We start from the raw sequence: 21,835 nt of genomic DNA, 5'->3' as shown, positions 1-21,835 counted from the left end.
GAGTACCTTCACAATATGCTATAATCCGCCGTTAAACTTTTATCTTTTCAGGAAAAACCATGAGCTTGAAATGCGGCATCGTCGGTTTGCCCAACGTCGGCAAATCCACCCTCTTTAACGCGCTGACCCAATCGGGTATCGAAGCGGCAAACTATCCTTTCTGTACCATCGAACCCAACGTCGGCATCGTTGAAGTCCCCGATCCGCGTATGGCTGAATTGGCAAAAATCGTCAATCCGCAAAAAATGCAGCCTGCCATCGTCGAATTCGTCGATATCGCCGGTTTGGTTGCAGGCGCGAGCAAAGGCGAAGGCCTGGGCAACCAGTTCCTCGCCAACATCCGCGAAACCGACGCGATTGTTAACGTCGTGCGTTGCTTTGACGACGACAACATCGTCCACGTTGCAGGCAAAGTCGATCCGATTGCCGACATCGAAACCATCGGCACCGAGTTGGCACTGGCTGACTTGGCCAGCGTCGAAAAAGCCATCGTCCGCGAAGAAAAACGCGCACGCTCAGGCGACAAAGACGCGCAAAAACTGGTCGATCTGTGTAAAAAACTGCTGCCGCATTTGGACGAAGGCAAGCCTGTACGCTCCTTCGGTTTGGACGCAGAAGAACTCGCCATGCTCAAGCCGCTGTTCTTGCTGACTGCCAAACCCGCCATGTACGTCGGCAACGTTTCCGAAGACGGTTTTGAAAACAACCCGCACCTCGACCGCCTGAAAGAATTGGCTGCAAAAGAAAACGCGCCGGTTGTGGCAGTATGCGCTGCAATGGAAAGCGAAATCGCTGAATTGGAAGACGACGAAAAAGCCGAATTCCTCGCTGAAATGGGCTTGGAAGAACCGGGCCTGAACCGCCTGATTCGTGCCGGCTACGACCTCTTGGGCCTGCAAACCTACTTCACCGCCGGTGTCAAAGAAGTCCGCGCTTGGACCATCCACAAAGGCGACACAGCCCCACAAGCCGCCGGCGTGATTCACACTGACTTTGAACGCGGCTTCATCCGCGCCCAAGTTATCTCCTACGAAGATTTCATCGCTTTAGGCGGCGAAGCCAAAGCCAAAGAAGCCGGCAAAATGCGTGTGGAAGGCAAAGAATACGTCGTACAAGACGGCGATGTGATGCACTTCCTCTTTAACGTATAAACCCAGCATAACGCTTTTTCAGACGGCCTTTTCTAAGATTAAGGCCGTCTGAATTTATTTTCAGACGGCCTCATGTCTTGAAATATCAACAAAATATCATCTCCATAATAAATGCGGGCATAACCCGTAATTTTTCTCTCTTAAAATCTCGCGTTTCTTACCTACGCCTCACCTAAAAATAGCGCAAAGTTACATCATCAATAACAATACCACTGATATGACAATAAATAATTAAACAATACCACATCGTATTGATTCATTATAAAAACAACATATTAAACATTATGTTGAAACTATCAACCGTATTCCTACTCTAATCTATTACTATTCAAACGCATATCATCAGCAATCATTCTAAGAAGGCAAACAAACTGCCCAGTACTGACAAACGATGGCCGACCTCCTAAATACTGCCATTCTCGGCAGGAATCACTTTTCAGACGACGCCATTAAAATAAACTAATTAAAATCAAAATATTATGAGCAAAGTTTTATCTTACCGCCCAGATATTGATACATTGCGTGCCGTTGCTGTTCTATCCGTTGTCGTTTTCCATATTGAAAAAAACTGGCTGCCTGGCGGCTTTCTTGGTGTTGATATCTTTTTTGTCATTTCCGGCTTTCTGATCACGATGATTATCCATCGTGAAATGAGCAGTGGAATTTTCTCGTTCAAAAAGTTTTACATCCGCCGTATCAAGCGGATATTGCCCGCATTTTTTACCGTATTGACGGTAACGCTGATATGCGGCTTTCTTTTATTCACCAAAGATGATTTTTTCCTTTTATGGAGGACGGCACTGTCCACCTTGGGGTTCATCTCCAATATCTTTTTCGCAAAGGGGCAGGGCTATTTCGACCCCATACAAGAAGAAAAACCTTTGCTTCACATTTGGTCTTTATCGGTCGAAGAACAATATTATTTCATCTTCCCGATATTGCTGTTACTGGTTGTCCGCAAAAGCTGGCGCACCCAGTTTGCCTTCCTCATCACGCTATGCGTATTCAGCATTTTGGCTTCTTTTATACCGACTGCACTGGATAAATATTACCTTCCCCATCTTCGCGCCTGCGAAATGCTGATCGGCTCGTTGACGGCAGTATGGATGCAATACCGGCAACAGCAAGCGCTGGATACCAGCAAACAATATGCAGCGGCAGGCGCATTACTTTCCGTATGCGTACTGTTTGCCTGCCTGTTTACCTATACGGAAAAAACCGCCTATTTCCCGGGGCCTGCCGCCATGATTCCTTGTTTGGCCGCCGCCGCATTCATTTATTTCAATCAATTTGAACACCGGTTGAAAAAATTCTTCCAATGGAAGATTACTGTCGGCATAGGCTTGATTTCCTATTCATTGTATCTGTGGCATTGGCCTATATTGGCTTTTATGAGATACATCGGTTCAAATAATCTGCCTTCGTATTCGACTGCGGCCGCGATTGTCTTAATGTTTGCACTCTCTCTGCTTTCTTATTATTTTGTCGAGAAGCCGTTTAAAAACTGGAAAGGCTCTTTTGCCCAATCTGTTACATGGGTTTATGCTGCCCCCATGCTTGTTTTGGCCATTACGCCTTTTCTTGCCATGAAGCTTCCGTTTATGGAGCAATACGACCGTATGGGATTGGCGCGTTCCTACACTTCTTGTCACAACAATACCGACAAACAGTGTGTTTGGGGCGATACCGACAAACAGCCGGAATTACTGATTCTAGGCGATTCCCATGCCGACCAATATAAAACGTTTTTTGATACCGTCGGCAAAAAAGAAAACTGGTCGGCAGCAATGGTTTCTGCGGACAGTTGTGCCTATGTAGAAAATTATGCCGCGCCCGTATTCAAACAAAACGCCTCCTGCCGTGCCGTTTATGAATACGCCAAAGAGCATCTGCCCCAATACTCAAAAGTGCTTTTGGCCATGCGCTGGGGCAGCCAAATGCCTGAAAACAGCCACTCCCTTGCTTACGATGCCGATTTTTTCAAAAAATTCGACCTCATGTTGCAAAAACTTTCTTCGGAAAAACAAGCGGTTTACCTGATGATAGACAACCCTAATCTGTCATACAACGGCTTGCGTGCCTATATTCTGTCTTACCGCATACCGGGATTTAGTCAAAATCTTGACATTGATGAAACAGTCACTTCAAAAGGAAATGAACGCATCAAAGAATTGGCAGAAAAATATGCCAATGTACACATTATCGATGCCACTGCCTATATTCCAGAGAACTTCAAAATCAACGGATTACCGGTTTATTCCGATAGAGACCACATCAACCCTTACGGCGGCAGAGAACTGGCCAAACGTTTTTCTGAAAAACACACGCTTCTTCAGTAAGCCATAGCCATTCATCCGATGAAATTTGTTACAATTAGCGGTTTATAAAACTGCTAATTTTTTTGGAAGATAACAATGAGCGTCATCAAAGACCTACAATCGCGTGGCTTAATCGCCCAAACTACCGACATCGAAGCCTTAGACGCTTTGCTAAACGAACAAGAAATTTCCCTCTATTGCGGTTTTGACCCGACAGCCGACAGCCTGCACATCGGCCACTTGCTGCCTGTATTGGCATTGCGCCGTTTCCAACAAGCCGGCCATACGCCGATTGCTTTGGTGGGCGGTGCGACCGGCATGATCGGCGACCCAAGCTTTAAAGCCGCTGAACGCAGCTTAAATTCCGCCGAAACCGTTGCCGGCTGGGTAGAAAGCATCCGCAACCAACTGAAACCTTTTTTGAGCTTTGAAGGCGAAAACGCCGCCATTATGGCGAACAACGCCGACTGGTTCGGCAGCATGAACTGCCTCGACTTCCTGCGCGACATCGGCAAGCATTTCTCTGTCAACGCCATGCTGAACAAGGAATCCGTCAAACAGCGTATCGAGCGCGACGATGTGGGGATTTCCTTTACCGAGTTCGCCTACTCCCTGCTGCAAGGCTACGATTTTGCCGAACTGAACAAACGCCATGGCGCGGTTTTGGAAATCGGCGGTTCCGACCAATGGGGCAACATCACTGCCGGTATCGACTTGACCCGCCGTCTGCACCAAAAACAAGTATTCGGCCTGACCCTGCCTTTGGTAACCAAATCCGACGGCACCAAATTCGGTAAAACCGAAGGCGGCGCGGTATGGTTGAACGCGAAGAAAACTTCTCCGTATCAGTTCTACCAATTCTGGCTGAAAGTGGCCGATGCCGATGTATATAAATTCCTGAAATACTTTACCTTCCTGTCCATCGAAGAAATCGATGCCATCGAAGCCAAAGATAAAGCCAGCGGCACCAAGCCAGAAGCGCAACGCATTCTCGCCGAAGAAATGACCCGTCTGATTCACGGCGAAGAGGCCCTTGCCGCCGCCCAACGTATTTCTGAAAGCCTATTTGCCGAAGACCAAAGCCATCTTACCGAAAGCGACTTCGAGCAGCTGGCACTCGACGGCCTGCCGACTTTTGAAGTTCCCGAGAGCCTCAATGTGGTTGAGACTTTGGTAAAAACCGGTTTAGCGTCTTCCAACAAAGAAGCGCGCGGTTTTGTTAACAGCAAAGCGGTTTTGCTCAACGGCAAACCTGCTGAAGCCAACAATCCAAACCATGCCGCTGAAAAACCTGACGATGCCTACATGCTGACCGACGAACACAAACGTTTCGGTAAATACACCATTGTCCGCCGCGGCAAACGCAACCACGCTTTGTTGGTTTGGAAATAATCTTTAAACATTAAAACGCATCGTTTAAAACAATCATGCCGTCTGAAATCAGCCACGCTTTTTTCAGACGGCATTTTCTATTGATGATATTCAGTTTTCCCAAAAAGAAAGGGCAGGTTTTGCACCTGCCTTTCTATTAAGCCAATTTCCTTAAGAAACTTTTATCCCGTGCTTACTGCAAACGCTCATTTTCTTGACGGACGGCATTCACCACATCCGCGCCAAACAAAGCGTTGACATCGGTTTCATCAAACACATACTTGGTATGGCAGAAATCGCAATCGATTTGAATGCTGCCTTGTTCCGCCACTACGCCGCCGACTTCCTGACCGCCAAGCATCAACAGCATATCGCTGACTTTGCCACGGGAGCAGGTGCAGGCAAATTCAATAGCCTCCGGTTCAAAAACGCGAGGCGGGGTTTCATGATAAAGACGGTAAAGGGCGTGATGAGCGTCCAAACCGGTCAATTCTTGCGGAGTAAGCGTTTGCGCAAGCGTGGTCACATGCTCCCAAGCGGCATCATCCAATTCTTCTTCCGGCAGACGTTGCAGCAATAATGCACCTGCTGCTTGGTCGTCGGCGGCAAGCGTAATATAGGTATCGAGCTGCTCGGAACGTTTCATATAGTTGACCAGCATTTGCGCAATGCTGTTGCCTTCCAGCGGGACAACACCTTGCCATGGGTCGGCATCTTTAGGCTGATGGGTCAAAACGAACACGCTGTTTTCGCCCAACAGCGCAGTCAGGCTTTCATCATCACGGATTTCAGCGTTTTCGTCCCATCGCGCGGTAGCACGGACAGTATTTTCAGAAGTCGCTTCCACCACCAACATTTTCAGACGGCCCTGACCTTGAACCTGAACAATCAGCGTGCCTTCATTTTTAAGGTTGGCAGACAATAAAGAACCGGCGGCCAACAATTCTCCCAATGCACGACGGATGGCGACAGGATAATGTTTTTGGTTGACGATGTGGTGCCAAACTTTTTCGAGGCGGATGTGCATACCGCGGATAGGCATATCGTCAAAGATAAAGCGTGTACGGATATCGCTGTGATTTTGTGTCATGTCAGTCTCTGAAAATAAATCAATGAATGCCGCTTATATGGTTGCAGCGGCGGATAAATCAAGCGAAACCGCGTTTAATGTTTTTCTAGTTTGTTTGGAAACAAGGGTTTAACGCAAAATAACAGCAGTTTTTTTGCCAAAAAGACGGTTTTTGAATACAATCAAGCAGATAACAAGAGAATGATACGGGATAACATCTCAGAAACCGGCAATGTGCCTGCAATCGGCAGGGAATGCCTTCTGAAACGGAAGTTTTTACAATGAATTTTTTACTCCGGCTCGCAGCAGTTTGGACTTCGGTCGCCATGCTTGCGAGCGTCAATTTTTCTTACGCCGATGATTTGGAAAACCTGATTACCACCCGTCAGCGTGTTTTAAACCAATTCAACGATAACGCCAACGTTTACGGCAATACGCGTCAGGCAACCCCTGTCCATCCCACCAATACCTATCCTGCCGCAAGCAACAATACGCGCGCACCTTCGGGCAATGCAGATGAGTTAATCGGCAGCGCCATGGGCTTGCTCGGCGTGGCCTACCGCTACGGCGGCACATCAGCCTCTACCGGCTTTGACTGCAGCGGCTTCATGCAACACATCTTTAAACGCGCCATGGGCGTGAACCTGCCGCGCACCTCTGCCGAACAAGCGCAAATGGGCGTTGCCGTGAACCGTTCCGAGTTGCAGCCGGGCGACATGGTCTTTTTCCGCACCATGGGTCGCGGCCGTATTTCCCACGTCGGCCTTTACATCGGTAACAACAATTTCATTCACGCGCCGAGAACGGGCAAACGTATCGAAATTACCAGCCTCGGCCACAAATATTGGAACGGAAAATATGCCTTTGCCCGCCGCGTGAAGAAAAACGACCCATCCCGTTTCTTGAATTGAGGTGCACGATGGCGATGCCGCAAATGCCCAAATGGTATGACGACGACGGTCAGATTGTTTCCTGCACCGAAAAAGTCAAAGTCATGACCGAAAACTTGAACGAACTGTACCAAATAGCGCAGGACGCATTTGAAGACGCGCTGCTGATGGGTTGTTCCGAAAAACAGTTGCGCGAATACTTCCGCGCCTTAATGGCCGGACTGGAAAACCCTTATCAAAAAAACGGGTAGTTATTCGATCCATACAAAAAAGGCCGTCTGAAAGTTTTTCAGACGGCCTTTTTTATCGGGCAGATCCCCTACCCTATTGCTAACATTCCACCACGCGCACGGATACGGGGACGGCTTTTTTCTGCAAGGTAACGGCCAGGCCTGCGAGTGAGGTTTCTTTGTAGGTTGCCTTCATATCGCGGCCGGTTTGCAGCATGGTTTGAATCACTTCATCAAGTGAAACTTTTTTGTCTGTGCCGTCTTCCAAAAGCGCGAGGGTGGCGAGCTTGAGGGCTTTTTCGGCGGCGATGCCGTTGCGTTCGATGCAGGGGATTTGCACCAATCCGCCGACAGGGTCGCAGGTCAGGCCCAAGTGGTGTTCCATGGCCATTTCGGCGGCGTTTTCCACTTGTTTCGGTGTACCGCCGATAACTTCGGCGTATGCGCCTGCCGCCATAGAACACGCCACGCCGACTTCGCCTTGGCAGCCGACGTCCGCGCCGGAAATCGACGCATTGGTTTTGTACAAAATGCCGATGGCGCCGGCAGTCAGCAGGAAGTCCTCGACACGCGATTGGTTGGCGTGCGGATTAAATTTTCGGAAATAGTGTAAGACAGCAGGAATAATGCCTGCCGCGCCGTTGGTCGGTGCGGTAACGACGCGGCCGCCGGCGGCGTTTTCTTCATTAACCGCCATGGCGTACACCATCGGCCAAAGTTGGGTATTGACGATTTCGCTCTCACGCAGGACTTTGAGTTTGGCTGCCAACTGCGGCGCACGGCGGCGGACGTTCAATCCGCCCGGCAACTGCCCTTCCGCACCCAAGCCGCGCTTGATGCAGTTTTCCATCACATCGGCCACGGCAGCCACACGGCGGCGGACTTTCTTCTCATCGCAACCTGCCAACGCCGCTTCATTGGCCAACACGACTTCGGAAATATTCAACTGGTTCAGACGGCATTGTGCAAGTAACTCGTCGCAGTTTTTGTAAGGATATGGCACGTCCGAATTTTCCTGCGCTTCTTGTGCAAACCCTTCATCTGTCACGATAAAACCGCCGCCGACCGAATAATAAATCTGTTCTTTCAGCTTCTGGCCGTATGAATTGTAGGAGATAAAGTTCAAACCGTTAGGATTTTTGGGTAACACTTTGTCGCCGCGGATATCCAAATCTTTTTCGGGATTGAAGGCCATTTCGCGGCCGTTGAGTTTTAAAACGTGTTGCGTGCGGATGCGTTCCAAGCGTTGGGGGATGTCTGCCAGCGGAATATCGTGCGGCAGGCTGCCTTCCAAACCGAGCAATAATGCGTCGAATGTGCCGTGTCCGATGCCGGTCAAAGCAAGTGAGCCGTACACTTCAATAACAATGCGCGCCACTTGTGTATCCAAGTTTTCGGCATTCAGCAAATCAGCAAAAGCGGCCGCGGCCTTCATCGGGCCGACAGTGTGCGAGCTGGACGGGCCGATGCCGATTTTGAAAATATCGAAAATACTGATCATGGGGTTTTCCCTTATAGTCTGAAAAGGCCGTCTGAATATTTCAGACGGCCTGTTGTTTGTAAAGCTTAAACAGTCTCTATCCAACCGGCAATGCGTTTTTCAACGGCTTCGGCATTCAGCCCCAAATCGGCTAAGAGTTTTTTCGGGTCGCCGTGTTCGGTAACTTTGTCTTCTACACCCAGCAGCAATACCGGTTTGCAGATGCCGTGTTTCGCCAACACTTCCAACACCGCACTGCCTGCGCCGCCTTGTTCGGCATTTTCTTCAGCAGTAACGATGTAATCGTGGCTTCGGGCGAAACGGACGATCAGTTCTTCGTCTATCGGTTTGACAAAGCGCATATCGGCAACGGTCGCGTTCAGCTTGTCGGCAGCGGCCAATGATGGGGCAACCATGCTGCCAAAGGCGATAACGGCAATTTTCTCGCCTTCGCGACGGATGATGCCTTTACCGATTTCAACGGTTTCCAGGCCGTCTGAAACGGTTGCGCCCGTGCCTGTACCGCGCGGATAACGGACGGCAGACGGCGAATTTGCCTGATAGCAGGTTGAGAGCAACAGGCGGCATTCGTTTTCGTCGCTGGGTGCGGCAATAATCATATTCGGCACGCAACGCAAAAAGCTTAAGTCGTACAAACCGGCATGGGTCGGGCCGTCTGCACCGACAATACCTGCGCGGTCAATGGCGAACAAAACAGGCAGGTTTTGCAGGGCAACGTCGTGTACCAACTGGTCGTAAGCGCGTTGCAGGAAAGTGGAGTAAATCGCCACGACAGGCTTGATGCCTTCGCATGCCAAACCGCCGGCAAAAGTAACGGCGTGTTGCTCGGCGATGCCGACGTCGAAATAGCGGTCGGGGAATTGCTGTTCAAACTCAACCAAGCCGCTGCCCTCGCGCATGGCAGGCGTGATGGCAACCAAACGCTCGTCCGCTGCCGCTTGGTCGCACAGCCATTGGCCGAATACTTGCGTATAAGTCGGTTTGGCCGCGGCAGGTTTCACTTCCGGGGCAGGCACTTCGCTCGGCAGCTTGGCGACAGCGTGGTATTTGACAGGATCGTTTTCGGCGAATTTGTAGCCGTTGCCTTTTTTGGTGATGACGTGCAGCAACTGAGGGCCTTTGCGACCGCGCAAGTCTTTTAATACGTCCACCAGATTTTCAACGTTGTGGCCGTCAACCGGGCCGGTGTAACGGAAACCGAAGTTTTCAAACAAAGACAGCGACTGTTTGGCGTGTTCCGCTTCGCCTGCCAAGGTTTTGATTTTGTTTTCGACTTTTTGGGCAAGCTCCATCGCGCCGGGCAATTTGTCTAATACTTTGCTTGATTGGGCTTTGATGGTACTCAACAGGCCGTGCATATCGCGCACGACGTTGCTGGCGAGGTATTTCGGCAGTGCACCGACATTGGGGGAAATCGACATTTCGTTGTCGTTGAGGATGACCAGCAAATCGACATCCATATCGCCTGCGCAGTTCAGGGCTTCAAACGCCTGACCCGCCGTCATGGCTCCGTCGCCGATGATGGCGACGCTGCGGCGGTTGTTGCCCAACTGCTTATCCGCAACGGCCATGCCCAAGGCCGCGCCGATGGATGTGGAAGAATGCCCCACGCCGAACGCGTCGTATTCCGACTCGCTGCGTTTTGGGAAACCGGCCAAACCGCCGTATTGGCGCATGGTGTGCATTTGATTTTTGCGGCCGGTCAGGATTTTGTGCGGATAGCTTTGATGGCCGACATCCCAGACCAAATGGTCTTCGGGCGTGTCGTACACATAATGCAGTGCCACCGTCAGCTCGACCGCGCCCAAGTTACTGGCGAAATGGCCGCCCGTCTTACCGACGGAATCCAACAGAAATTCGCGCAATTCGGCGGCGACTTGCGGCAGCTGTTTTTTCTCCAGATGGCGCAAATCCTGAGGCGTATCGATAATATCGAGCAAAGGGCTTGGGTTCATGATTTTTGGCGGTGATTTTTTGTGTAACGGACGATTATATCAAGAGATTGCACAACTTGTTACAAATGCTTTCAGACGGCCCGAACCTTTATCCTTTATAATACTGCCAACTGAAAACACAAGGCCGTCTGAAATGACCCAAAACGCAAACAATCTCTGCTGGCTCGATATGGAAATGACCGGCCTCAACCCGGAACACGACCGCATTATCGAAGTCGCCATGATCATTACCGATTCCGATTTAAACGTACTGGCGCAATCGGACGTATACGTCATCCATCAAAGCGACGAGTTGCTCGACGGCATGGACGAGTGGAACACCGCCACCCACGGCCGCACCGGCCTGACCCAACGCGTGCGCGAATCCAAACTGACCGAAGCCGAAGTCGAGCAAAACCTGTTGGACTTCATGTCCGCATGGATACCCGAGAAATCCACGCCCATGTGCGGCAACTCTATCCATCAAGACCGCCGCTTCATGGTCAAATACATGCCGCGTTTGGAAGCCTATTTCCACTACCGCAACTTAGACGTATCCACGCTGAAAGAATTGGCTAAACGCTGGAATCCTGCCGTTGCCAAAAGCGTGGTCAAACGCGGTTCGCACAAGGCATTGGACGACATCCTCGAAAGCATCGAAGAAATGCGTCATTATCGCGAGCATTTCCTCAAACTCCCTTCCGAACAATAATCTTAAGGCCGTCTGAAACAGGTTTTACAGCGTTCAGACGGCCTCATCGGCTTCCTTCATCTCATGAAAATCACCAAAATCTTTACCTTTGATTCCTCGCACATGCTCGACGGGCATGACGGCAAATGCCAAAACCTGCACGGCCACACCTACAAACTCGAAATCACCGTCTCCGCGCCCGTTATCCAAGGCGGCGCAAAAGACGGCATGGTGATGGACTTTACCGACTTGAAAGCCATCGTCAAACAACACATTACCGACCCGTTCGACCATGCCTTCATCTATCACGGCAACAACGAACGCGAAAACCAAATCGCCGCACTTTTGGAAGGCTGGAACATGAAAACCCTGCGCCTGCCCTGCCGCACCACCGCCGAAAACATGAGCGTAGAAATGTATGGCCGTCTGAAAAACGCCGGTGTCAAAGTGTGCAGCGTGAAACTATGGGAAACGCCGACTTCGTGTGCGGAATATGAAGGGGAATAAACCGGCATTTTGTATTTTTCAGACGGCCTGTTCCCAAAACACACCCATCCGCTAAACATCAAAAGGAATCTTCATGAAAATCATCTCCACCCTCCTCGTCCTCTTCGTCGCTGTCGAACACTTCTACATCGCCTGGCTCGAAATGACGCAAATCCCAAGCGAAAAAGCGTCAGAGCTGTTCAACATGCCTTACGAATTTATGGAACAAAAGCGCGTACAAACCCTGTTTTCCAACCAAGGCCTGTACAACGGCTTCCTCGCCATCGGCTTAGTATGGGCGCGCTTTGCCGCACCCGACAACGCCGTTTACGGCGCAACCATCCTGTTCCTCGGCTTCGTCCTCATCGCCGCCGCATGGGGCGCGTTTTCATCCGGCAACAAAGGCATTTTGCTCAAACAAGGCTTGCCGGCATTTTTGGCCGCCGCAGCCGTCATTGCCGCTTAAGCACACACCAGCCATTCTTTCCTATTGAACCAACAGAAAGAATGGCTGCCTCAACCAATTTCTCAAAACGCTTCACCACAATAATTACATCCTGCACACCCGACATTCATGACCATTCAAATCACCCCGAACAATCCCCAATACCGCATTGTCGAAATCTTTGAAAGCCTGCAAGGCGAAGGCTGGAATACAGGCATGCCCGCCGTTTTCATCCGTTTGGGCAAATGCAATCTCGCGTGCAACTGGTGCGATACCGACTACCTCAAATTCGGCATGATGAGCCTTTCCGATATTTTAGGCCGTCTGAAAACCTACACGGCGCGCAACATTATCATTACCGGCGGCGAGCCCACCATCCAACCGCATTTGGATACCCTGCTCAATACACTCAAAGCCGAAGGCTATTTTCTCTGTATCGAAACCAACGGCCTCAACCCCGCGCCGCCGCAAATCGACTACGTTGCCACCAGTCCTAAAGCCTGCTATGCCACCAAATATGAATCTAGTTGCATCGAGAAAGCCGACGAAGTGCGCATTGTTGCCGATGGCGATGTCATTGCATTTTGCCAAGAGATGGAACGCAAAATCCTTGCCCAACATTACTACCTCTCGCCTTGCGAACAAGACGGTGTGATGAATATCTACGACACCATCCGCCAAATCGGCGTATTAAACAGCCGACCAGACGCTCCTGTTCATTGGCAACTGAGCGTACAGACGCATAAATGGGCAGGAATAAAATAATTCGTTTGAAATCAATTAAAAACAAAACCTTTACAAAATATTGAATGTAAATACCATTCGATATTCGACCAAATGCACTACTGGCAATGCTCTCAGGCCGTCTGAAAACCCTATTTCAGACGGCCTTTTTTGTTACAAACCTCTTGACCGATTACATAAGATTACGTAAAGTGTGCAACAGTTTTCATAAATTGGTAAAACCAATTTACCTGATAACTGGTTGCATCTAAAAAGATAGCAATCCTTATTCGAAAAACATCTATTACTCAACACATCGCATCAAACCGCCATTGATTGACGGTTATGGTGCCCGTTGCCCCGAGGATATTCCTATGGCTCTCTTTCTCAGCATTTTCCCCATCATCCTACTGATTTGGCTGATGGTTAAGAAAAACAGTATGCCGTCTTACATTGCGCTGCCGATTACCGCCGCGCTGATTTATGCCATCAAACTGTTTTATTTCGGCGACAACGCCATGTTGCTCAACGCAACGGCAGCGTCAGGCCTCGTTTCTACCCTGACCCCGATTACCGTGATTTTCGGTGCCATTATGTTCAACCGCATGATGGAAACCACCGGCTGTATCGACGTCATCCGCAAATGGCTGGCCACCATCAGCCCGAATCCAATTGCCCAATTGATGATCATCGGCTGGTCTTTCGCCTTTATGATTGAAGGTGCGTCCGGTTTCGGTACGCCTGCCGCCATTGCCGCGCCAATCCTGATGAGCTTGGGCTTCAACCCGTTAAAAGTAGCCATCTTCGCTTTGGTCATGAACTCCGTACCTGTTTCCTTCGGTGCAGTAGGTACTCCGACTTGGTTCGGCTTCGCACCTTTGGGCTTGGATCAAAAGAGCATTATGGAAATCGGTATGCAAACCGGCGTAATGCACTTCTTTGCAGGTTTCATCATCCCTGTTATCGGTTTGAGCTTCATTGTACCTTGGGCTGAAATCCGCAAAAACTTGGGCTTCATCGGCATCGCCGTATTCTCCTGTACCCTTCCTTATGTTGCATTGGCAATGGTCAATGAAGAGTTCCCTTCTCTGGTTGCCGGCGCAATCGGCCTGTTGGTATCCGTATTCGCCGCAAACCGCGGCTGGGGCTTGAGCAAAGATTACGCCAAAGACCCGAACGCAGAAAAAGTACCTTTCGCCCAAGTTGCCAAAGCACTGGCCCCTTTGGGTATGCTGATCGGCATGCTGGTGGTCACCCGCATCAAACAGCTGGGCATCAAAGGCCTGCTGACCAGCAAAGAAGAATGGTTCAGTTTCCAACTGCCGTTTGATTTGTCCAAAATCACCGTCAGCGACTCCCTGACCATCACCTTCGGCAACATCTTCGGCCAAGGCGTAAACGCTTCCTACCAAACTCTCTACGTTCCGGCCTGGATTCCGTTTGTCTTCACTGTTTGGATCTGCATCCTGCTGTACAAAACCAAATTCAAAGATGCGTGGTCTTTCTACGCTGCAACCTTCAACCAAACCAAAAAACCTCTGCTTGCCCTGATGGGTGCGCTGATTATGGTTCAACTGATGATGGTTGGCGGCGATGACTCCATGGTGAAAATCATCGGTAAAGAATTTGCCGCGATGGCAGGCGAACACTGGGTGTACTTCTCCCCATACCTTGGCGCAATCGGTGCATTCTTCTCAGGCTCCAACACTGTATCCAACCTGACCTTTGGTCCGATTCAACAACAAATCGCGCTTGATACCGGCCTGTCCGTTACCCTCATCCTCGCCCTGCAATCCGTCGGCGGCGCAATGGGCAACATGGTCTGCATCAACAACATCATCGCCGTGTGCAGCGTATTGAACGTGAACAACGCCGAAGGCGCCATCATCAAGAAAACTGTCATCCCGATGACCATCTACGGCATCATCGCCGTGACTGTGGCTGCAATTTTCTTCTTGTAAACCGCTTCATATCAAAGGCCGTCTGAACATTCAGACGGCCTTTTTTTGTATTCTTTCGCTATATTTCTTAAAGAATCATTAATGTATATATTCCGAAACAACCCGCATAACCACTTTGCAACACCAAATTACAAACAACTTTCTATTAATAAACAATCGGGTAATCATAAGTAAACACTGTTTTGCAATTTACCTAATTGCCACTACCGACAAAACGCCTAAAATACGCTTCATCTGCAAACGGAAACCCTTTCTCACTTTGCAAGATAACACACAACCCTCATATGGAGCTTAGATCATGAAATTACTTTCTGTTATCACTGCAGCCGCATTGGCTACTGTTTCCTTCTCTGCTGCCGCTGCACCTGCCGGCTTCGTTTCTTACCGTTGTGACGGTGGCAAATCACTGAACGTGATGTACGGCTTTGACCGTAGCGGCCGTGCAGTTACTGCCGACGTAAACGCCGGTGGCAAAAAAGCCTCTTTGGTTGTCGACAAAAAACGTTCTGACAGCACTGGCACTACTTTCACCAACCGTCGCGGCTATGTAATGTCTGCCGGTTTCATCGACAAAAACACCCACACTACTTCTGAAGTAGTTGGCGTGAACGCCCCTAACGGCTCATTCCTGGTGAAAAACTGCGAACCACGTCCACGTTAATCCCAGTTTTCCTATTTAACCGAATCATCTCGGTTTGATAGAAAGGCCGTCTGAAAAACAATTTTCAGACGGCCTTTTGATTCAAGCCTATAAAAAAGAGTGTGTACCGTACACGCTCTTTTTATTTGTTCACACACCAATTAGATACGCATCGGCATCACGATGTATTTGAAGTTAGGATTGTTCGGCACGGTAAACAGCGTTGAACGGTTGGCATCGCCGAAAGCAAGCTGCATATCGTCGGAGTGGATATTACGCAACACATCCATCAGGTAGCCGATGTTGAAACCGACTTCGAGCTCTCCGCCTTGGTAAGCGATTTCCAGCTCTTCGCGCGCTTCTTCCTGCTCGTTGTTGCTACATACGACACTCAGCAAACCTGGCTGCAAGAACAGTCGTGCGCCGCGGAATTTTTCATTGGCAAGAATGGCGGCACGTTCGAGCGCACCCAAAAGCTGAGTACGGGATACGAGGAAAATCTTGTCGTTATCCAAAGGAATCACGCGGTTAAAGTCAGGGAATTTGCCGTCGATGACTTTGCTGACAATAGTCGTGCCATTGCATTGGAAGCGTACTTGATTGTCCAAAAGCTCAACGGTGATGGACTCGGACGGATTGTTCAACAGCTTGAAGAGTTCCAATACCGTTTTGCGCGGCAGGATTACTTCCGTTTTCGGCAGTTCTGCTTCAATTTGGCTGGCCGCATAAGCAAGGCGGTGGCCGTCGGTTGCAACAAGGCGCAGTTGGTTACCCTCAACCTGCATCAGTAAGCCGTTGAGGTAATAGCGGATATCTTGAACCGCCATGCTGTATTGCACTTGCGAAAGCATGGTTTTGAAGGTTTCTTGAGTCAGCGAGAAAGTCGCGCTGACGTCGCTGCCGACATTCATCAACGGAAAGTCTTCGGCCGGCAGGGTTTGCAGGGCAAAACGGGATTTGCCCGCGCGCAGAGTCAAACGGTTGTCTGCCCAATCCAGTGACACCAGCGCACTGTCAGGCAGGGCGCGCAAAATGTCTTGGAATTTTTTAGCGTTGGTCGTAATACGGAAATCACCTGCCTGACTTTCAGGGCCGGCGGTATTAATTTGGATTTCCAAGTCGGTTGCCAAAAGTTTGGTCTGTCCGTCTTTGCTTTCTAGCAACACATTGGACAAAATCGGCAGAGTATGGCGACGTTCGACAATACCGGTAACGGCTTGCAACGGCTTAAGCAGACTGTCGCGATCGGCTTGTAAAATCAGCATGTTCCATTCCTTTGAATTTGAAATCGGTTGATTTGGGTATTTTAAAATATTTTTTGTTTTCAGACGGCCTCACATTGACATCAGGCCGTCTGAATATTGCATTGGGTCAGTTCTGAATCAAAATCAGCAGTTTCTCGTAGTCTTGCGCCAATTCGGGATCTTCTTCGCGCAGTTTCGCCACCGCTTTGACACCGTGCATCACGGTTGTATGGTCGCGACCGCCAAAGGCATCGCCAATAGAAGGTAGGCTGAGCGTGGTCAGCTCTTTGGTCAGGCTCATGGCAACTTGGCGAGGACGGGCGATGTTGCGCGTACGTTTTTTGCCTAATATATCGCTGATTTTAATACGGTAGTATTTGGCTGTCGCATCGATGATGATGTCAGCGGTAATGACTTTGTGTTTTTCGGCAATAATATCCTGTAAAGCCGTACGCGCCAAATCCATATCGATGACTGGACGGTTCATAAAACGGCTGCTGGCGCTGACACGGTTAAACGCGCCTTCCAGCTCACGCACATTGGAGCGGATCAGATTGGCAATAAATAGAGCAGCTTCGTCTTCGATACTGATACCGGCTGCTTCTGCCTTTTTCTGCAAAATCGCCACGCGCATTTCCAATTCGGGCGGCTCGAGTTCCAAAGTCAAACCCCATGAGAAACGGGATTTGAGACGGTCGTCCATGCCCTCGATTTTGGCAGGCAATACGTCGCACGTCAGGATCAGTTGTTTTTTCTCATTGTGGAAATGGTTGTACAGATAGAAGAACTCTTCCATCGTACGGTCTTTGCCTTTAATGAACTGAATATCGTCGATAATCAGCAGGTCATATTGCTTGTATTGTTGCTTGAACACATCGTAAGTGTTGTTGCGCACAGCCTTCATAAAGCTGCGGATATAGTCGTCCGAGTGCATATAGCGCACTTTGGCATCAGGACAGTTTTTCAGCAATTCGTTGCCGATGGCTTGCACCAAGTGGGTTTTACCCAAACCGGTACTGCCGTATAAGAAAAACGGGTTGTAGCCCTGCCCTGGATTTTCAGCAATGGCTTGGGCGGCTGCGGCGGCAAGGCGGTTGCCCTTACCTTCCACCAAAGTTTCAAATGTATAGTCGCGCGACAGATTGGTCTGTTCGTAGCGTGCCTCTTCTGCATCGTGTTGCGCGTCGGTTTTGGCTTTGGCAACTGCTTTAGACTCAGCCGGAGCGGCAGTTTGTACTTGAGGCTCATGCGGCAGGTTTTTCATGCGTTGCGCCAAAATCTCGGCAGCCGTCATGGCAGCGGCAGGCTTGGAAACCGTTTCAGACGGCCTATCTTCTTCCATTGGCGCAGCAGTTTGCAAAGACATTTGAACAGACTCTACAAACTCTTCAACTTCAATGACCTCTTGCACTTGCACCGGCGCGACAGCCTGAGCCGCCATTTCATAATGCGTACCTACGCCCGGCTTAAATGCGAAAGCAGCCTGCTGAGGCACCAACTCGGCACGCACGGCATCAATTTTGGCAGCAAACTGGCTTTTGAGCATATTGCAGGCAAATTGGTTTTTACCATACACCACCCATACGCCGTTTTCTTCGCCCACGGTCAAAGGCGCAATCCATTGCGCAAACTGCCCGGCAGGCAACATTTCGTGAAGGCGGCAAAGGCACAGCGGCCAAAATTCAGCTAACGTCATGAGATTAAGCTCGGAAAATGGAAGATTTGGGAAATACAAGAAGGCAGAGCAGACAGGCAATCCGATAAAAATCAAATTTTTACGATACTCCCGCTGCTTTCAGACGGCCTTGCGCACAGAGAAAAGCAAGGTTGGGCGATTATACCCATTCCGCTCTTTTTTATCCACAATCGCCGCAAAATTTTATCCACAAATTCTATTAATGCATAAAACCCATTGTTACACTTTAGTCAACGAAAAGTTTTTATATTGATTGACAAAAGCAGTAAATTAGAGTGTAATTCACGGTTTAATTATCTACCAATTTTTAGGAAACATCATGAAACGCACTTATCAACCTTCCGTTACCAAACGCAAACGCACCCACGGCTTCTTGGTTCGCTCCAAAACCCGCGGTGGTCGCGCAGTATTGGCTGCCCGTCGCGCCAAAGGCCGCAAACGCCTGGCTGTATAATTTTGAATTACGGCTTCTCGAAGCAGTATCGCTTATTAAAAACGGATGATTTTTCATCCGTTTTTGCGTTGAAAAACCGACGCAGCCGCGATTTACTGCAAGTCTCCCAGTCCGCGGACAACGCGCTCGGCCATCCGCGCCTTGGTTTGGTCGTCAGCAAAAAGACCGCCAAACGCGCCCATGACCGCAATTATATGAAGCGCGTCATCCGCGACTGGTTCAGGCTGAATCAACACCAGCTGCCGCCGCATGATTTTGTTGTGCGCGTGCGTCAGGCGTTTAATCGGGAAACAGCCCCGGAAGCCCGAAACCAACTTGCCCAGCTGATGAAAAAACGCCGATGAACACCCTGCTTTCCAAGCTCCTCCTTGCACTCATCCGCTTTTACCAATACTGCATCAGCCCCCTCATTCCGCCGCGCTGCCGCTACACCCCGACCTGTTCACAATACGCAGTCGAAGCCGTCAAAAAATACGGCGCACTCAAAGGCGGATGGCTGGCAATCAAACGCATCGCACGATGCCATCCTTTCGGCGGACACGGACATGACCCTGTTCCATAATGCTGCTGTCAACCATTTAAAGAACACGATTTTCTTTAATTTCCCGTCGGTTTCTATATAATGCCGTCTGAAGCAGTTTTCATCTTGATTACCTATCCGTCAATTCCAGGAATCTCTTATGGATTTTAAAAGACTAATGGCATTTTTTGCCATTTCAGTGGCAATCTTTGCCGGCTGGGAACATTTTTTTCCCAGCCCCAAACCTAATCCGGCGCAACAAGCCGCGCAACAGCAAACGGCCGCTGCTCCGGCAAAAGCCGCTGCCGAAGCCGCGCTTACCCCGGCCTCTCCTATTACCGTTACCACAGACACGGTTAAAGCCGTCATCGATGAGAAAAGCGGCGACCTGCGTCAGCTGACCCTCTTGCAATACAAAGCAACCGGTGACGAACACAAACCTTTCGTCCTGTTTAACGACGGCAAGGAATACACCTACGTTGCCCAATCCGAGCTTTTGGACGCACAAGGCAACAACGTACTAAAAGGCATCAGCTTTACCGCTCCGCAAAAACAATACAGTTTGGAAGGCGACAAAGTTGAAGTCCGCCTGAGCGCACCTGAAACCAACGGCCTGAAAATCGACAAAGTTTATACTTTCACCAAAGGCAGCTACTTGGTTAACGTCCGTTTCGACATCACCAACAGTAAAGGCCAACCCGTCAACCTGAGCGCAGACTACCGCATCGTCCGCGACCACAGCGAACCCGAAGGCCAAGGCTACTTCACCCGTTCTTACGTCGGCCCTGTTGTTTACACCCCTGAAGGCGGCTTCCAAAAAGTCAGCTTCTCTGATTTGGACGACGATGCCAAATCCGGCAAATCCGAAGCCGAATACATCCGCAAAACCCCGACTGGCTGGCTCGGCATGATTGAACACCACTTCATGTCCACTTGGATTTTGCAGCCTAAAGACGGCCAAAGCGTTTGCACCGCAGGCGACTGCCGTATCGACATCAAACGTCGCAACGACAACCTGTACAGCGCAAGCGTCAGCGTGCCTTTAGCCGCCATCCAAGCCGGTGCGAAAGCTGAAACCGCCATCAACCTGTATGCCGGTCCGCAAACCACTTCCGTTATCGCCAATATCGCCGACAAACTGCAACTGGCCAAAGACTACGGCAAAGTACACTGGTTCGCCTCCCCGCTCTTCTGGCTCTTGAACCAACTGCACAACATCATCGGCAACTGGGGCTGGGCAATCATCGTTTTGACCATCATCGTCAAAGCCGTACTGTATCCATTGACCAACGCCTCTTACCGCTCTATGGCAAAAATGCGTGCCGCCGCACCTAAATTGCAAGCCATCAAAGAGAAATACGGCGATGACCGCATGGCGCAGCAACAAGCCATGATGCAACTTTACAAAGACGAGAAAATCAATCCGCTGGGCGGCTGTCTGCCTATGCTGTTGCAAATCCCCGTCTTCATCGGTCTGTACTGGGCATTGTTCGCCTCCGTAGAATTGCGCCAAGCGCCTTGGTTGGGTTGGATTACCGACTTGAGCCGTCCGGATCCTTTCTACATCCTGCCTTTGATTATGGCGGTAACCATGTTTGCACAAACTTATCTGAATCCGCCGTCAACCGACCCAATGCAGGCGAAAATGATGAAAGTCATGCCTTTGATTTTCTCCATCATGTTCTTCTTCTTCCCTGCCGGCTTGGTTCTGTACTGGGTAGTCAACAACCTCTTGACCATCGCCCAACAATGGTACATCAACCGCAGCATCGAAAAACAACGCGCCCAAGGTGAAGTTGTTTCTTGATAAAGGCTTAGGCAACACAAAGGCCAGACCTTTGCAAAATTCCCCAAAATCCCCTAAATTCCCACCAAGACATTTAGGGGATTTCTCATGAGCACCTTCTTCCAGCAAACCGCACAAGCCATGATTGCCAAACACATCGACCGCTTCCCGCTATTGAAGTTGGATCAAGTGATTGATTGGCAACCGATCGAGCAGTACCTGAACCGTCAAAGAACCCGTTACGTCCGAGACCACCGCGGCCGTCCCGCCTATCCCCTGCTGTCCATGTTCAAAGCTATTCTGCTCGGACAATGGCACAGCCTCTCCGATCCCGAACTCGAACACAGCCTCATCACCCGCATCGATTTCAACCTGTTTTGCCGTTTCGACGAACTGAGCATCCCCGATTACAGCACCTTATGCCGCTACCGCAACTGGCTGGCGCAAGACGACACCCTGTCCGAATTACTGGAACTGATTAACCGCCAACTGACCGAAAAAGGCCTAAAAGTAGAGAAAGCATCCGCCGCCGTCGTTGACGCCACTATTATTCAGACCGCCGGCAGCAAACAGCGTCAGGCCATAGAAGTTGATGAAGAAGGACAAATCAGTGGCCAAACCACACCGAGTAAAGACAGTGATGCCCGTTGGACAAAGAAAAACGGCCTCTACAAACTCGGTTACAAACAACATACCCGTACCGATGAGGAAGGCTATATCGAGAA

General features: G+C 49.9%; 21 protein-coding genes. 16 read left to right on the top strand and 5 right to left on the bottom strand.

All coding sequences use genetic code 11. The features are described from left to right. The first annotated feature begins 59 nt into the window (after positions 1–59). From ychF to tyrS, 3 genes are all read left to right on the top strand, one after another. A complete protein-coding gene (gene ychF, locus ACTHR2_RS07050; RefSeq protein ID WP_049330669.1) occupies positions 60–1,151 on the top strand; it encodes a redox-regulated ATPase YchF in 1,092 nt (363 codons plus the stop codon). Between the two features lie 479 nt (positions 1,152–1,630). Further along, positions 1,631–3,490 (top strand): acyltransferase family protein, encoded by a 1,860-nt coding sequence (locus ACTHR2_RS07045; protein ID WP_440375546.1) that lies wholly within the window; start codon positions 1,631–1,633, stop codon positions 3,488–3,490. A gap of 75 nt (positions 3,491–3,565) precedes the next feature. Continuing rightward, the gene (tyrS, locus tag ACTHR2_RS07040; protein WP_263338221.1) at positions 3,566–4,861 is read left to right on the top strand and encodes a tyrosine--tRNA ligase; all 1,296 of its coding nucleotides are present in this window, start codon (positions 3,566–3,568) and stop codon (positions 4,859–4,861) included. 172 nt (positions 4,862–5,033) lie between these two features. On the opposite strand, the gene hslO is transcribed toward tyrS, so the two are convergent. Next, positions 5,034–5,930, bottom strand: coding sequence for an Hsp33 family molecular chaperone HslO (gene hslO, locus ACTHR2_RS07035; protein WP_263338224.1), 897 nt, complete (start codon positions 5,928–5,930; stop codon positions 5,034–5,036). 260 nt (positions 5,931–6,190) lie between these two features. Here hslO and ACTHR2_RS07030 point away from each other — a divergent pair, with 260 nt between their 5' ends. Both ACTHR2_RS07030 and ACTHR2_RS07025 read left to right on the top strand, forming a co-directional pair. Continuing rightward, entirely contained in the window at positions 6,191–6,820 is a 630-nt protein-coding gene (locus ACTHR2_RS07030; RefSeq protein WP_039862067.1) for a C40 family peptidase, read from the top strand. An 8-nt stretch (positions 6,821–6,828) separates the two neighbouring features. Beyond that, the gene (locus ACTHR2_RS07025; protein ID WP_263338227.1) at positions 6,829–7,050 is read left to right on the top strand and encodes a hypothetical protein; all 222 of its coding nucleotides are present in this window, start codon (positions 6,829–6,831) and stop codon (positions 7,048–7,050) included. A gap of 79 nt (positions 7,051–7,129) precedes the next feature. Here the strand turns inward: ACTHR2_RS07025 and ACTHR2_RS07020 are convergent, their stop codons facing one another. Continuing rightward, complete coding sequence (locus ACTHR2_RS07020) at positions 7,130–8,530, bottom strand: L-serine ammonia-lyase (protein WP_440375545.1); 1,401 nt, start codon at positions 8,528–8,530, stop codon at positions 7,130–7,132. A 65-nt stretch (positions 8,531–8,595) separates the two neighbouring features. Beyond that, on the bottom strand, positions 8,596–10,485 hold the full coding sequence (gene dxs, locus ACTHR2_RS07015) for a 1-deoxy-D-xylulose-5-phosphate synthase (RefSeq protein ID WP_263338233.1): 1,890 nt from the start codon (positions 10,483–10,485) through the stop codon (positions 8,596–8,598). Between the two features lie 133 nt (positions 10,486–10,618). Here dxs and orn point away from each other — a divergent pair, with 133 nt between their 5' ends. The 6 genes from orn (at position 10,619) to ACTHR2_RS06985 (ending at position 15,431) form a co-directional block, all read left to right on the top strand. Next, complete coding sequence (gene orn / locus ACTHR2_RS07010; protein ID WP_039862353.1) at positions 10,619–11,176, top strand: oligoribonuclease; 558 nt, start codon at positions 10,619–10,621, stop codon at positions 11,174–11,176. A gap of 63 nt (positions 11,177–11,239) precedes the next feature. Next, positions 11,240–11,662 carry a 6-carboxytetrahydropterin synthase QueD gene (gene queD / locus ACTHR2_RS07005; protein WP_263338237.1) on the top strand — a complete coding sequence of 141 codons (423 nt, stop codon included), beginning with the start codon at positions 11,240–11,242 and terminating at the stop codon, positions 11,660–11,662. 73 nt (positions 11,663–11,735) lie between these two features. Continuing rightward, a complete protein-coding gene (locus ACTHR2_RS07000) occupies positions 11,736–12,107 on the top strand; it encodes a DUF1304 domain-containing protein (RefSeq protein ID WP_070713595.1) in 372 nt (123 codons plus the stop codon). A 108-nt stretch (positions 12,108–12,215) separates the two neighbouring features. Then, positions 12,216–12,851, top strand: a complete 636-nt coding sequence (locus ACTHR2_RS06995; protein ID WP_440375544.1) for a 7-carboxy-7-deazaguanine synthase QueE — start codon at positions 12,216–12,218, stop codon at positions 12,849–12,851. A 332-nt stretch (positions 12,852–13,183) separates the two neighbouring features. Then, on the top strand, positions 13,184–14,770 hold the full coding sequence (locus ACTHR2_RS06990) for an L-lactate permease (protein WP_440375543.1): 1,587 nt from the start codon (positions 13,184–13,186) through the stop codon (positions 14,768–14,770). Positions 14,771–15,068: 298 nt separating this feature from the next. Further along, positions 15,069–15,431: an ACP-like domain-containing protein gene (locus tag ACTHR2_RS06985; protein WP_003748906.1), complete on the top strand. Its 363-nt coding sequence runs from the start codon at positions 15,069–15,071 to the stop codon at positions 15,429–15,431. A gap of 140 nt (positions 15,432–15,571) precedes the next feature. Here ACTHR2_RS06985 and dnaN read toward each other — a convergent pair whose 3' ends face one another. Both dnaN and dnaA read right to left on the bottom strand, forming a co-directional pair. After that, positions 15,572–16,675, bottom strand: a complete 1,104-nt coding sequence (dnaN, locus tag ACTHR2_RS06980) for a DNA polymerase III subunit beta (RefSeq protein ID WP_004520410.1) — start codon at positions 16,673–16,675, stop codon at positions 15,572–15,574. Between the two features lie 106 nt (positions 16,676–16,781). Continuing rightward, positions 16,782–18,350 (bottom strand): chromosomal replication initiator protein DnaA, encoded by a 1,569-nt coding sequence (gene dnaA / locus ACTHR2_RS06975; RefSeq protein ID WP_440375542.1) that lies wholly within the window; start codon positions 18,348–18,350, stop codon positions 16,782–16,784. A 319-nt stretch (positions 18,351–18,669) separates the two neighbouring features. Here dnaA and rpmH point away from each other — a divergent pair, with 319 nt between their 5' ends. The 5 genes from rpmH to ACTHR2_RS06950 form a co-directional block, all read left to right on the top strand. Then, positions 18,670–18,804: a 50S ribosomal protein L34 gene (rpmH, locus tag ACTHR2_RS06970; RefSeq protein ID WP_002214728.1), complete on the top strand. Its 135-nt coding sequence runs from the start codon at positions 18,670–18,672 to the stop codon at positions 18,802–18,804. A 2-nt stretch (positions 18,805–18,806) separates the two neighbouring features. Continuing rightward, a complete protein-coding gene (gene rnpA, locus ACTHR2_RS06965; protein WP_003748912.1) occupies positions 18,807–19,148 on the top strand; it encodes a ribonuclease P protein component in 342 nt (113 codons plus the stop codon). Beyond that, positions 19,145–19,366, top strand: a complete 222-nt coding sequence (yidD, locus tag ACTHR2_RS06960) for a membrane protein insertion efficiency factor YidD (RefSeq protein WP_440375541.1) — start codon at positions 19,145–19,147, stop codon at positions 19,364–19,366. The genes rnpA and yidD overlap by 4 nt, the downstream gene beginning before the upstream one ends. A 118-nt stretch (positions 19,367–19,484) precedes the next feature. Then, the gene (gene yidC, locus ACTHR2_RS06955; protein ID WP_440375540.1) at positions 19,485–21,131 is read left to right on the top strand and encodes a membrane protein insertase YidC; all 1,647 of its coding nucleotides are present in this window, start codon (positions 19,485–19,487) and stop codon (positions 21,129–21,131) included. An 87-nt stretch (positions 21,132–21,218) separates the two neighbouring features. Beyond that, a partial coding sequence (locus tag ACTHR2_RS06950; RefSeq protein ID WP_440375539.1) for a transposase occupies positions 21,219–21,835 on the top strand: 617 nt, incomplete at its 3' end.

The organism is Neisseria sp. P0006.S004 (genome assembly GCF_051963015.1).
Taxonomy (GTDB): domain Bacteria; phylum Pseudomonadota; class Gammaproteobacteria; order Burkholderiales; family Neisseriaceae; genus Neisseria.
Note: the sequence above shows the minus strand (reverse complement) of the source record. Positions and strands in the feature narration are given on the sequence as shown.